This is a genomic window from Micromonospora sp. NPDC047670 (assembly GCF_043204915.1).
GTDB lineage: Bacteria > Actinomycetota > Actinomycetes > Mycobacteriales > Micromonosporaceae > Micromonospora.
The window spans coordinates 132,377-146,895 of sequence record NZ_JBIDDA010000014.1 but is presented as its reverse complement, the minus strand read 5'-3'; the positions used below and the strand labels follow the sequence as shown (position 1 = coordinate 146,895).

The following is a 14,519-nucleotide window of genomic DNA, read 5'->3' as shown; positions in this document are numbered from 1 at the left end:
GGCAGGTGCCACCCGATGAGCGACGACAAGCTGCGGTACTTCCTCAAGCGGGTGACCGCCGACCTGCACGAGACCAGGCGCAAGCTGCAGACCGTCGAGGCACGCGACCAGGAGCCGCTGGCCGTCGTCTCCATGAGCTGTCGCTTCCCCGGCGGCGTCCGGTCGCCGGAGGACCTGTGGGAGCTCGTCGCCGACGGCCGGGACGCCCTGACCGAGTTCCCGGACGACCGGGGCTGGGACCTGGAGGCGCTCTACGACCCCGACCCCAACAAGCCGGGCAAGAGCTACACCCGGGTCGGCGGGTTCCTCGACGGCGCCGGCGACTTCGACCCGACGCTGTTCGGCATCTCGCCGCGCGAGGCTTTGGCCATGGACCCGCAGCAGCGGTTGCTGCTGGAGACGTCCTGGGAGGCCATCGAGCGGGCCGGCATCGACCCGCTGTCGCTGCGCGGCAGCTCTACCGGCGTCTTCGTCGGGCTGAGCACCTCCAACTACGGCATCGGCCTGCCGCACGTGCCCGAGGGCGTCGACATGTACCTCGGCACCGGCAACACCACCAGCGTCGCGTCCGGCCGGATCTCGTTCACCCTCGGCCTCAACGGCCCGGCCGTCACCGTGGACACCGCCTGCTCGTCGTCGCTGGTGGCCCTGCACCTCGCCGTGAACGCGCTGCGTCGCGGCGAGTGCGACCTCGCCATCGCCGGTGGTGTCACCGTGATGGCCACCCCCGGCGTCTTCGTCGTCTTCTCCCGGCAGCGCGGCATGTCCGTCGACGGCCGGTGCAAGGCGTTCGCGGCCGGCGCGGACGGCACCGGCTGGGGCGAGGGCGGCGGCGTGCTGGTCGTGGAGCGGCTGGCCGACGCCGAGCGCAACGGCCACCCGGTCCTCGCCGTGATCCGGGGCAGCGCCCTCAACCAGGACGGCGCGTCCAACGGGCTCACCGCCCCCAACGGCCCCTCCCAACAGCGGGTCATCCGGCAGGCCCTCGCGAACGCCCGGCTCGGCACCGCCGACGTCGACATGGTCGAGGCGCACGGCACCGGCACCACCCTCGGCGACCCGATCGAGGCGCAGGCACTCATCGCCACGTACGGGCAGGACCGACCGGCCGACCGGCCGCTGTGGCTCGGCTCGGTGAAGTCGAACATCGGCCACACCCAGAGCGCCGCCGGGGTCGCCGGGCTGGTCAAGATGGTGATGGCGCTGCGCAACGGCGTCATGCCGGAGACCCTGCACGTCGACGAGCCGTCCCCGCACGTGGACTGGACCGCCGGGGCGGTGTCCCTGCTCACCGAGTCCAAGCCGTGGCCGGAGCTGGACCGCCCCCGCCGCGGCGGCGTCTCCTCGTTCGGCGTGAGCGGCACCAACGCCCACGTCATCCTGGAGGAGTACCGGCCGCGCGTCGCCGCCCCCGGGACCGTCGACGGGGAGGAGGCCGCCGAGGCCGTCGCCGTCGAAGCCGCGCGACGGCCCGGCCTGATCGCCTCGGACGTGACGGTCTGGCCCGTGTCGGCCCGGTCGAAGGCCGCCCTCGCCGGCCAGGCGGTCCGGCTCGCGCGGCACGTGCGTGAGCACGGCGACCTCACCCCGGCGGCGGTCGGCTGGTCCCTCGCCGCCACCCGGTCGACGTTCGACCACCGCGCCGCCGTGGTCGGCGCGAACGCCGCGGACCTGCTGGCCGGGCTGGACGCCCTGGCCACCGGCCAGCCGGCCGGCAACCTCGTCACCGGCACGGTCACCGGGGCCGGCGCCGGCCCCGTCTTCGTGTTCCCGGGCCAGGGCGCCCAGTCGGCGCGGATGGCCGCCGGCCTGGTCGGTCGTACGCCGGTGTTCGACGCGCGGCTGGCCGAGTGCCAGCGGGCCCTCGCCCCTTACCTGGACGTGGATCTCGTGTCGGTGCTCACCGGCGAGGACGAGTCGTGGTTGGCGCGGGTGGAGGTGGTGCAGCCGGTGCTGTGGGCCGTCGGCGTCGCCCTCGCGGCCGTGTGGCGCGCGGCCGGCGTCGTGCCGGACGCGGTGGTCGGTCACTCGCAGGGCGAGATCGGCGCGGCCTGCGTGGCCGGCATCCTGACCCTGGAGGACGCCGCGAGGACCGTGGCGCTGCGCTCCCGCGCCCTGGCCGTGCTGCGCGGCACGGGGACGATGGCGTCGGTGGACCTCTCGGCCGACGCGGTCGCCGATCGCCTGCCGGCCTTCCCGGGCGTCGGGGTGGCGGCGGTCAACGGCCCGTCCACCGTCGTGGTGTCCGGCCCGCCGCAGACCGTCGCCGACCTGGTGGCGGCGTGCCAGGCCGAGGGCCTGCGCGCCCGGCTCATCCCGGTGGACTACGCCTCCCACTCCGAGGCCGTGCAGCAGGTCGCCGAGCAGCTCCGCGCGGACCTGGCCGACGTCACCCCGCAGGCCGGTCACACCCGGCTCGTCTCCACCCTCACCGGCGACTGGGTCGACCCCGCCTCGATGACCGCGGACTACTGGTACGACAACCTGCGGCAGACCGTGCGGTTCGACGCCGCCGTGCGCGTCGCGATCGCCGCCGGGCACAGCGTGTTCGTGGAGATCTCCCCGCACCCGGTGCTCACCATGCCGGTCACCGCGATCCTCGACGACACCGGCACCAGCGGGCACACCCTGGGCAGCCTGCGCCGCGGCGACGACGACCCCACCCGCCTGCTCACCAACCTCGCCACCGCCCACGCGATCGGCCTGCCCGTCGACCTGACGAAGGTCCTCGCCGAGACCGAGGTCGCGCCGCTGCCCACGTACGCCTTCGACCACCAGCGGTTCTGGCTGGACGGCAGCGGCGGCCCCGACCTGGAGAGCCTGCTCCAGGGCGCGGCCGACCCGAGCGACGCCAGCTTCTGGGCCGCCGTGGAACGCGGGGACCTCACCGCCCTCGCCGAGACCGTCGCCACCGAGGACACCCCGCCGCACGAGGCCCTCGACGCGCTGCTCCCGGCCCTGCCGCTGCTCACCTCGTGGCGCCGGCGGCGCCGCCGCCAGTCCGACATCGACAGCTGGCGCTACCAGGACACCTGGAAGCCGCTGACCGGTGTCGCCAACCGGGGCATGACCGGCACCTGGGTCGTCGTCCTGCCCACCGGCGACATCATCGAGCCCTGGCAGGACGCCTGCGTCGAGGCGTTCACGGCGGCCGGCGCGACCATCGTCCCGGTCCCCGTCTCCACCCCCGACGTCGACCGCGACCTGTTCGGCAAGCTGCTGCGGGAGGCGCTCGTCGGCGCGTCGCGCGGTGACGACGAGGTCGCCGAGGTGACCGCCGTGGTCTCGCTGCTCGCCTTCGACGAGCTGGCCCACCCCCTGCACCCGTCCGTGCCCGGCGGCTTCGCCGCCACCGTCGCGCTCTTCCAGGCCCTCGGCGACATCGGCCTGCGCGCCCCCATGTGGAGCGTCACCTCCGGCGCCGCGTCGGTGGGCCTCACCGACCTGCTGCGCTCCCCGGTGCAGTCGCTGGTCTGGGGCTTCGGCCGGGTCGCCGCGCTGGAGCACCCGCAGCGCTGGGGCGGCCTCGTCGACCTGCCCGAGGCCGTCGACGCGCACTCCGCCGACCTGCTGGTCGCGGCCCTCACCGCCGCCGGCGAGGAGGACCAGATCGCGGTACGCCCCGGCGGCCTGCTCGCCCGCCGGCTCACCCGCGTCCCGCTCGGCGACAGCCAGCCGGCGAACCCGTGGCAGCCGTACGGCACCGCGCTGGTCACCGGCGGCACCGGCGCGCTCGGCGGGCACGCCGCCCGCTGGCTGGCCCGCAGCGGCGTGGAGAACATCGTCGTCGTCAGCCGGCGCGGCATGGCGGCGCCGGGCGCCCAGCAGCTCGTCGACGACCTCACCGAACTCGGCGCCCGGGCCACCGTGGTCGAGTGCGACGCCGCCGACCGGGACGCGCTGGCCGCCCTGATCGACGCGATCCCCGTCGAGTACCCGCTCACCGCGGTCGTGCACGCCTCCGCCGTGCTCGACGACGCCATGATCAACGACATTCGGGTGGAACAGATCGAGCGGGTGCTCCAGGCCAAGGTCGACGTCGCGTACAACCTGCACGAGCTGACCATGGACCTGGACCTCTCCGCGTTCATCATGTTCTCGTCCTTCGCCGGCAGCGTGGCCAGCTCCGGTGTCGGCAACTACGCCCCGAGCAACGCGTTCCTCGACGCGCTAGCCCAGCACCGGCGCGGCCTCGGCCTGCCCGCCACCTCCATCGCCTGGGGCGCCTGGGCCGGCGGCGGCATGGCCGACGGCCCGCTCGGCGAGCTGCTGCACCGGCACGGCGTGCCCGAGATGACGCCCGACGCGGCCATCGCCGCGCTGCACCAGGCCGTGGACCACGGCGAGGCGTTCCTCACCATCGCCGACATCGCCTGGGAACGGTTCTCCGTCGCCTTCACCGCCACCCGGCCCGGCCCGCTGATCAGCGACCTGCCGGACGTGCGCCGGCTCCAGACGGCCGAGAAGGTGGCCAGCGTGGAGGCGGGCGACGGCCCGGACTCGTTGCAGGACCGGCTCGCCGGGCTGCCCGCCGCCGACCGGCTCGCCGTACTGCTCGGCCTGGTCCGCAGCCAGGTCGCCGCCGTGCTCAACTACCCGTCCGCCGAGTCGGTGGACGAGCACCGGGCGTTCCGGGAGCTGGGCTTCGACTCCGTCACCGCCGTCGAGCTGCGCAACCGGCTCGGCTCGGCCACCGGCGTGGCCCTCCCGGTCACCCTGGTCTTCGACTACCCGACCCCGACGACCCTGGCGGAGTACCTCTTCGCCGAGGTCGCCCACGACGACGTGGTCACCCCGACCGCGCTCCTCGACGACCTCGACCGGATCGCCGACAACCTCGACGTGGTGGCGCGGGACGAGGCGGCGCGGGTGCGCGCCACCGTACGCCTCCAGGCGATGCTCTCCCGGCTCGGCCAGGACAGCGGCGGCGCCGACATCGGCCGGCACCTGGACGACGCCACCGACGACGAACTGTTCGCGATGGTGGACAAGGACCTCGGCATCTCCTGACCCCAGCTCCGGCTCTCTCCCGTCCCTCCCGAGGAAGCGGCACTCCGATGGCCAATGAAGACAAGCTCCGCGACTACCTCAAGCGGGTCATGGCGGATCTCCACGACACCCGCCGCCGGCTCAGTGAGGCACAGTCGCAGGAACTGGAGCCGGTGGCGATCGTGGCGATGAGCTGCCGGTTGCCCGGCGGGGTGCGCAACCCCGACGACCTGTGGGAGCTGGTGCGGGACGGCCGGGACGCCGTCACCCCGTTCCCGGACGACCGGGGCTGGGACCTGGAGCGGCTCTACCACCCCGACCCCGACCACCCGGGCACCTCGTACGCCCGGGAGGGCGGGTTCGTCGACGGGGCCGGGGACTTCGACTCCGCCTTCTTCGGCATCTCGCCCCGAGAGGCGCTGACCATGGACCCCCAGCAGCGCCTGCTGCTGGAGACGTCCTGGGAGGCCGTCGAAGCCGCCGGGATCGACCCGGCCTCGCTGCGCGGCAGCCGGACCGGGGTGTTCGTCGGCACCAACGGGCAGGACTACGGCACCCTGCTCATGATGTCGCCGGACGGCGACGAGGGGCACTCGATGACCGGCGGCGCGGCGGCCGTCGCGTCGGGCCGGGTGTCGTACACGCTCGGGTTGGAGGGGCCGGCCGTCTCCATCGACACGGCCTGCTCCTCGTCGCTGGTGGCGCTGCACCTCGCCGTGCAGGCCCTCCGGGCGGGGGAGTGCGACCTGGCCCTGGCCGGCGGGGTGACCGTGATGGCCACCCCCGGCCTCTACATCGGATCCAGCCGGCAGCGCGCCCTCTCCCCGGACGGGCGGTGCAGGTCGTTCGCCGCGTCCGCCGACGGCGCCGGGTTCTCCGAGGGGGTCGGTTGGCTGCTGGTCGAGCGGCTGTCGGACGCCCGTCGCAACGGCCGCCGGGTCCTCGCGGTGGTCCGCGGCTCCGCCGTCAACCAGGACGGCGCGTCCAACGGGCTGACCGCGCCGAACGGGCCGGCACAGCAGCGGGTGATCAGCCAGGCCCTCGCCTCGGCGCGGCTGTCCACGGCGGACGTCGACGTGGTGGAGGCGCACGGCACCGGCACCAAGCTGGGCGACCCGATCGAGGCGCAGGCGCTGCTCGCCACGTACGGGCAGGACCGCGGGGAGGCCGCGCCGCTGCTGCTCGGCTCGGTGAAGTCGAACATCGGGCACGCCCAGGCCGCCGCCGGCGTCGCCGGGGTGATCAAGACCGTGCTGGCCATCCGGCACGGGATCGTCCCGGCGACGCTGCACGTCGACGCGCCGTCCCCGCACATCGACTGGACGGCGGGCGCGGTGGAACTGGTCACCGAGGCGCGACCGTGGCCCGAGACGGGCCGGGCCCGGCGGGCCGCCGTGTCCTCCTTCGGCATCTCGGGCACCAACGCCCACGTGATCATCGAGCAGCCGGACGAGCCGGCCGAGGACCGCCCGTCCGACCCCGCCCCCGGACTGGTCGCCGCCGACGCGCTCATCTGGCCGGTGTCGGCGCGGTCGAAGCCCGCCCTCGCGGGCCAGGCCGCCCGGCTCGCCGCGTACGTGCGCGGGCACGACGGTCTGGACCCGGCGGCGGTCGGCTGGTCCCTCGCCACGACCCGGTCGGCGTTCGACCACCGGGCGTCGGTCGTCGGCGCGGACACCGGGGAACTGTTGGCGGGCCTGGACGCGCTCGCGGGCGGGCTGCCGGCGGGCAACGTGGTCACGGGTGTGGCCTCGTCCCACCCCGCCGGTCCGGTGTTCGTGTTTCCGGGTCAGGGTGCGCAGTCGGTGCGGATGGCGGCTGGTCTGGTGGGTCGTGCGCCGGTGTTCGACGCGCGGCTGGCGGAGTGTCAGCGTGCTCTCGCCCCGTATCTGGACGTGGATCTGGTGTCGGTGCTCACCGGTGGGGACGAGTCATGGTTGGCGCGCGTCGAGGTCGTACAGCCCGTGTTGTGGGCCGTCGGCGTCGCCCTCGCCGCGCTGTGGCAGCACGCCGGTGTCACCCCGGCGGCGGTGATTGGTCATTCGCAGGGTGAGATCGGTGCGGCCTGTGTGGCCGGGATCCTGTCGCTGGAGGACGCGGCGAGGGCGGTGGCGTTGCGGTCGCGGGCGCTGACGGTGCTGCGGGGTTCGGGGACGATGGCGTCGGTGGACCTGTCCGCCGAGGCCGTCACCGCCCGCCTGGACGGCTTTCCGGGTGTCGGGGTTGCCGCGGTCAACGGCCCGTCGACCGTGGTGGTGTCGGGTCCGCCGCAGCCGGTCGCGGACCTGGTGGAGGCGTGTCAGGCCGAGGGCATCAGGGCGCGGTTGATTCCGGTGGACTACGCGTCGCACTCGCCGGCGGTGCGGGAGGTCGCCGAACAACTGCGCGCCGATCTGGCCGACATCGTCCCGCAGCCCGGTCACACCCGCCTCCTCTCGACGCTGACGGGGGACTGGGTCGATCCCGCAAGCATGACGGCGGACTACTGGTACGACAACCTGCGGCAGACCGTGCGGTTCGACGCCGCCGTGCGCGTGGCGGTCGCCGCCGGGCACAGCGTGTTCGTGGAGATCAGCCCGCATCCGGTGCTCACCATGCCGGTCACCGCGATCCTCGATGACACCGGCGCCAGCGGGTACACCCTGGGCAGTCTGCGTCGCGGTGACGACGACCCGACCCGGTTGCTGACCAACCTGGCCACCGCCCACGCGATCGGCCTGCCCGTCGACCTGACGAGGATTCTCGCCGAGACCGACACCGTCGACCTGCCCACCTACGCCTTCGACCACCAGCGGTACTGGCCCGCGCCGCCCGTCTTCCCCGCCCAGCAGGACGGCGAGCCGGACATCGACCGGTGGCGCTACCGGATCACCTGGCCGGCCCTGCCCGACCTGCCGCTGGACCGGCTCGACGGGACCTGGCTGGTCCCGATCCCCGCCGCGCTGGTCGACGAGCCGATCGTCGTCGAGGTGCTCGGCGCGCTCGGCAGCGTCGGCGCGGACGTCGTACCCGTCGAGGTGGACGCGATGACCGACCCGGCGGAACTGGCCGACCTGCTGCGCGCCGCGCTCCCCGCCGACGGCGGCCCCGCCACGGTGCTGTCGCTGCTCGGGCTGGACGAGCGGGCACACCCCGAACACCCCGCCACCTTTCTGGGCGTCACCGGGACCGTCCTGCTGGTGCAGGCGCTCGGGGCGCTCGACGTCGAGGCGCCGCTGTGGTGCGCCACCCGGCGCGCCGTCGCCGTCGACGCCGGGGACCCGCCGCCGCACCCGGCGGCCGCCGCGGTCTGGGGCCTCGGCCGCGCGGTCGCCCTGGAACACCCCGACCGCTGGGGCGGCCTGGTCGACCTGCCGGAGGCCCTCGACCCGTGGACCGGCATCCGGCTCTGCGCGGCGCTCGGCGACAGCGGCGGCGAGGACCAGCTCGCCGTCCGCGACTCCGGGGTATTCGCCCGCCGGCTCACCCGGATCACCGAGCCCGAACCGACCCCCGCGCCCGGCGCGACGCCGGACGACACCTGGCGGATGCGCGGCACCGTGCTGATCACCGGCGGCACCGGCGGGCTGGGCGGGCACCTGGCCCGCTGGGCGGCCCGCTCCGGCGCCGCGCACGTCCTGCTGGCCAGCCGGCGCGGGCAGGACGCCCCGGGCGCCGCCGAGCTGGCCGCGGAGCTGACCGACCTCGGCGTACGGGTGACCGTGGCCCGCTGCGACGTCACCGACCGGGCGCAGGTGGCCGACCTGCTGGCGGGCGTCCCCGGCGACGCCCCGGTGAGCGCCGTGCTGCACACCGCCGCCGTCCTCGACGACGGGATCGTGGACACCGCCACCCCGCAGCGCCTGGACACCGTCGCCGGGCCCAAGAGCCTCGCCGCCGTCCACCTGGACGAGCTGACCCGCGACCTGGACCTGGACGCCTTCGTGCTGTTCTCCTCGGTCGCCGGCACCACCGGCAACGCCGGGCAGGGCGCGTACGGGGCGGCGAACGCCTTCCTCGACGCCCTCGCCGAGCGGCGCCGGGCCGAGGGCCGGCCCGCCCTCTCGGTGGCCTGGGGCGCGTGGAGCGGCGCCGGCCTGCCCGCCGACAACGAACGCGCCCAGCAGCGGCTTCGCCGCGGCGGCATGGTCGGCATGGATCCCGACCTGGCCGTCGAGGCCCTCGCGCGGGCGCTGCGGCGCGGCGAGACCACCACCGTCATCGCCGACATCGACTGGACCCGGTTCGCCCCCGCGTTCACCCTGGTCCGGCCCAGCCCGCTGATCGGCGACCTCGCCGAGGTGCGGGAGGCCAACCGGCCGGACGCGCCGGAGACCGGCGCGGAGGAGACGGACGTACCGTCGGCGCTGGCCCGGCGGCTCGCCGGGCACTCCCCGGCGGAGCGCTCGGCGGCGCTGCTGGAGCTGGTCCGCCAGTGCGCGGCGACCGCGCTCGGCTACGGCGCGGCCGACGACATCCCGGCCACCCGGCCCTTCCGCGACCTCGGCCTGGACTCGCTGACCGCCGTCGACATGCGCAACTTCCTGGCCACCGCCACCGACCTGCGGCTGCCCGCGACGCTCGCCTTCGACTACCCGAACCCGACCGTGCTCGCCGCGCGCCTCGACGAGCTGCTCACCGGGGTCGCGCCGGACGTCGCGTCCCCCGCCCCGGCCGCCCCGGCCGCGGACGACGAGCCGATCGCCATCGTGGCGATGAGCTGCCGGCTTCCCGGCGGGGCGGACACCCCGGAGCAGCTGTGGCAGCTCCTCGCCGCCGGCGGCGACGCGATCGGCGGGTTCCCCACCGACCGGGGCTGGGACCTCGACCGGCTCTTCGACTCCGACCCGGAGAACGAGGGCACCAGCTACGCCCGGGAGGGCGGCTTCGTCGCCGGGGTCGCCGACTTCGACGCCGCCTTCTTCGGCATCAGCCCCCGCGAGGCCCTGGCCATGGACCCGCAGCAGCGGCTCCTGCTGGAGGCGTCCTGGGAGGCGATCGAGCGGGCCGGGATCGACCCGACCGCGCTGCGCGGCAGCCCCACCGGTGTCTTCGTCGGCACCAACTACCAGGACTACCGCAACCTGATGTACAGCACCGAGGGCGCCGAGGGGCACCTGATGACCGGCAACGCCGGCAGCGTGCTCTCCGGCCGGGTGTCGTACACCCTCGGGCTGGAGGGGCCCGCCGTGTCGGTGGACACCGCCTGCTCCTCGTCGCTGGTCGCGCTGCACTGGGCCTGCCAGGCGCTGCGCCAGACGGAGTGCTCCCTCGCCCTCGTCGGCGGCGTTACCGTGATGTCAACTCCCGGCGTGTTCGTCGGCTTCAGCCGGCAGCGGGGGTTGGCTCCGGACAGCCGGGTCAAGGCGTTCGCCTCCGCCGCCGACGGCACGAGCTGGGGCGAGGGCCTCGGCGTGCTGCTGGTCGAGCGGCTGTCCGACGCCCGCCGCAACGGCCATCCCGTGCTCGCGGTGATCCGGGGCAGCGCCGTCAACCAGGACGGCGCGTCCAACGGCCTCACCGCGCCGAACGGGCCGTCGCAGCAGCGGGTGATCCGGCAGGCCCTCGCCAACGCCCGCCTCACCGCCGCCGAGGTGGACGCCGTCGAGGCGCACGGCACCGGCACCCGGCTCGGCGACCCGATCGAGGCGCAGGCGCTGCTGGCCACGTACGGGCAGGACCGCCCGGCCGACCAGCCGCTGCTGCTCGGCTCGATCAAGTCCAACATCGGGCACACCCAGGCCGCCGCCGGGGTCGCCGGAATCATCAAGATGGTGCTGGCCCTCCAGCACGGCTACCTGCCGCGGACCCTGCACGTCGACGAGCCGACCAACCAGGTGGACTGGACCGCCGGTGCGGTCGAGCTGCTCGACGAGGGCCGCCCGTGGCCGGTCACCGACCACCCGCGCCGGGCCGCCGTCTCCTCGTTCGGGATCAGCGGCACCAACGCGCACACCATCCTGGAGCAGGCCCCGGAGCCGTCCGACGCGCAACAGCCGGCGGGGGACCCGGCCCGGTTGCCGGTGGTGCCCGTGCTGCTGTCGGGACGCACCGCGACCACGCTGGCCGCCCAGGCGGCCCGCTGGGCCGAGCAGCTGACCGGGCCGCAGGCCCCGTCGACGGTCGACGTCGGCTGGTCCTCGGTGGTCTCCCGGGCCGCCCTGGAACACCGGGCCGTCGTCCTCGCCACCGACCCGTCCACGCTGGGCGACGGGCTGCGCGCCCTCGCCGCCGGGGAGGACTCGCCGCTGCTGGTCACCGGCGCGGCCGCCCCCCGGCCGAAGGTGGCGTACCTGTTCTCCGGCCAGGGGGCCCAGCGGGCCGGGATGGGCCGCGAGCTGGCCGAGGCGTTCCCCGTCTTCGCCGCCGCGCTGGACGAGGTCTGCGCCGCCCTCGACCCGCACCTGCCCCGCCCGCTGAAGCCGGTGCTCTTCGCCGCCGCCGGCACCCCGGACGCGGAGCTGCTGGACCGGACCGAGTTCACCCAGCCGGCGCTCTTCGCCGTCGAGGTGGCGCTGTTCCGACTCCTCAAGGCGTGGGGCGTCCGCCCCGCCGCGGTCGCCGGACACTCCATCGGCGAGTTCGCCGCCGCCCACGCCGCCGGGGTGCTCGCCCTGGCCGACGCCGCCGAGCTGGTCGCCGCCCGGGGTCGGCTGATGCAGGCGCTGCCGGCCGGCGGCGCGATGCTCGCCATCGCCGCCACCGAGGCCGAGGTGACCGCCGCGCTCGGCGACCGCGCCGACCGGGTCTCGGTCGCCGCCGTCAACGGCCCCGCCGCCGTGGTGGTGTCCGGGGCCGGCGACGCCGTCGAGGAACTCGCCGCCGAGTGGACCGCCCGGGGCGTACGGATCCGGCGGCTGACGGTCAGCCACGCGTTCCACAGCCCGCTGATGGACCCGGTGCTCGACGACCTCGCCGCCGTCGCCGGCCGGCTGCGGTACCAGGACCCGACCGTCCCGATGATCTCCACCGTCACCGGCGCGCCGGTCGACGCGACGGAGATCGGCACGCCGGAGTACTGGGTACGGCACGCCCGCGACGCCGTGCGCTTCGCCGACGCCGTCACGGCGCTGCGGGACCACCACGTCACCGGCTACGTCGAGATCGGTCCGGACGGGGTGCTGACCGCCCTGGCCCAGGCCGTCCTCGCCGACGGCGCCCCGACCGGCGGCCGGGCCCCGCTGGTCGTGCCCACCCTGCGCCGGGAACGTCCCGAGCCGGCCACCCTGCTGCGGGCGGTCGCCGCGCTGCACACGCACGGTGTCCCGCCGGACTGGTCCACCCTGTACGAGGGCACCGGCGCCCAGCGGGTCGACCTGCCCACGTACGCCTTCGACCGGCAGCGCTACTGGCCGGAGCCGCCGCCGTGGGCCAGCCTGACCGCCGAGGACGACCGCACCGAGGTCGAGCGCCGCTTCTGGGCGGCGGTCGAGGCCGAGGACCTCGACTCGCTGGCCCGCGACCTCGACGTGCATCCCGACCAGCCGTTCCAGGCCGTGCTGCCGGCCCTGTCCGCGTGGCGGCGGCGCGGCCGAGAACGGTCACTGGTGGACGGCAGCCGGTACCAGGTGCGCTGGGAGCCCATCGCGGAGACCACGGCGGAGCAGGACGCCGGCCGCTGGCTGGTGCTGCTGCCCGCCGACCGGGCGGACGACCCGGACCTGCACTCCTGCACCTGGACCCTCGGCGGGGACGTGACCACCGTGGCCGTGGACACCGCCACCGGCCCCGACGAGCTCTGCGCTCGGCTCGCCGACGTCCTCACCGAGGCCCTCGGCGCGGCCGACGAGCCGTTGTCGATCCTCTCCTTCCTCGGCCTGGACGACGCCCCGCACGCCGAGCACCCGGCGCTGCCCCGCGGCCTCGCCGCCACCGTGCACCTGCTCCAGCAGCTGACCGACCTCGACGCCCGGGCCCGGCTCTGGTGCGTCACCCAGGGCGCGGTCGGGGTCGGCGACGGCGACGTCCCGGCCAACCCCCGGCAGGCGATGCTGTGGGGGCTGGGCCGGGTGGCGGCGCTGGAGCAGCCCGCCCGCTGGGCCGGGCTGGTCGACCTGCCCACCACCGTCGATCCCTGGACGTCGATGCGGCTCGGCGGCATCCTCACCGGCGGCGGCGCCGAGGACCAGCTCGCCGTCCGCGCGTCCGGCGTGCTGGTCCGGCGGCTCGCCCCGGCCGTCACCGCCGGGGAGCCCGAGCCGTGGCAGCCCCGCGGCACGGTGCTGATCACCGGCGGCACCGGCGCGCTCGGCGGGCACGTGGCCCGCTGGGTGGCCGGTGCCGGCGCGGAGCGGGTGGTGCTGACCAGCCGGCGGGGCACCGACACCCCGGGCGCGGCCGACCTGCTGGCCGAGCTGACCGGCCTCGGGGTGGACTGCCGGGTGGCCCGGTGCGACGCCGCCGACCGGGCCGCCATGGCCGCGCTCCTGGTCGACCTGCGGCGGGAGGGCCCGCCGCTGCGCGCGGTGGTACACGCCGCGGGGGTCAGCGAGGTGGTGCCGCTGGCCGACACCACCCTGGAGGACCTGGCGTACGTCATCGCCCCGAAGCTGTCGGGCGCCGAGCACCTCGACGAGCTGCTCGGCGACGCCGAGCTGGACGCGTTCGTGCTCTTCTCGTCCATCTCCGCCGTGTGGGGCAGCGGCGGGCAGGGCGCGTACGCGGCCGGCAACGCCTACCTGGACGCGCTCGCCGAGTGGCGGCGCGGCCGGGGCCTCGCGGCCACCTCCGTCGCCTGGGGCCCGTGGACCGAGTCGGGCATGTACACCGACGGCGCGGCGGAGCAGCTGCGCCGCCGCGGCCTGCGGGTGATGCCGCCGGGCGTGGCGATGGCCGGCCTGCGACACGCCCTGGCGGCCGATGACACCTGCGTCACCGTCGCCGACGTCGACTGGGCCACCTTCCAACCGCTGTTCACCGCGCTGCGGCCCAGCCCGCTGCTGGGCGACCTGCCCGCGGTGCGCGCGCTGGCCGCCACCCCGGCCGACGCGCCGGACGGGCCGGCGCCCGCCGGCCCGGACCTGCTCGCCGGGTTGCGGGCCCTGCCCGCCGACGAACGTCGGGCCGCGCTGCTGGAGATGGTGCGGGTCGACGCGGCGAAGGTGCTCGGCCACACCTCGGGCGACGTGATCGAGACCGACCGGGGCTTCCTGGACCTCGGCTTCGACTCGCTCACCGCCGTGGAGCTGCGCAACCTGCTCACCGCGGCGACCGGGCGCGACCTGCCCACCACGGTCGTCTTCGACTACCCGACGCCGGCCGGCCTCGCCGACCACCTGTACGAGGAGCTCTTCCCCGACGCCGACGCCGACGCCGGCGACGGCGGCGACGAGGAGACGGTCCGGCGGGCCCTCGCCGCGATCCCGCTGGACGAGCTGCGCCAGGCGGGCCTGCTCGACCAGCTGCTCCAGCTGGCCCGTACGAGCGCCGGCCCGGTGGCCGTGGCGCCCGCCGCCCCGGCCGCGCCGGAGGCCCAGATCCACGAACTCGACGTCGCCGGCCTGGTCCGGATGGCCCTGGAAGGGTCCGACTCGTGACCCGGCCCGCCCTGA

Annotated in this window: 2 protein-coding genes; both read left to right on the top strand. The window is 75.7% G+C overall.

The features are described from left to right. The first annotated feature begins 15 nt into the window (after window positions 1–15). Window positions 16–5,010: a type I polyketide synthase gene (locus ACGF7U_RS26520; protein WP_393111104.1), complete on the top strand. Its 4,995-nt coding sequence runs from the start codon at window positions 16–18 to the stop codon at window positions 5,008–5,010. A gap of 47 nt (window positions 5,011–5,057) precedes the next feature. Then, window positions 5,058–14,504, top strand: a complete 9,447-nt coding sequence (locus ACGF7U_RS26515; protein ID WP_393111102.1) for a type I polyketide synthase — start codon at window positions 5,058–5,060, stop codon at window positions 14,502–14,504. Window positions 14,505–14,519 lie beyond the last annotated feature (15 nt).

Coding starts and splice junctions, on each gene's coding strand:
- ACGF7U_RS26520 (WP_393111104.1), top strand. CDS start 16: ATGAGCGACGACAAGCTGCGGTACTTCCTCAAGCGGGTGACCGCCGAC.
- ACGF7U_RS26515 (WP_393111102.1), top strand. CDS start 5,058: ATGGCCAATGAAGACAAGCTCCGCGACTACCTCAAGCGGGTCATGGCG.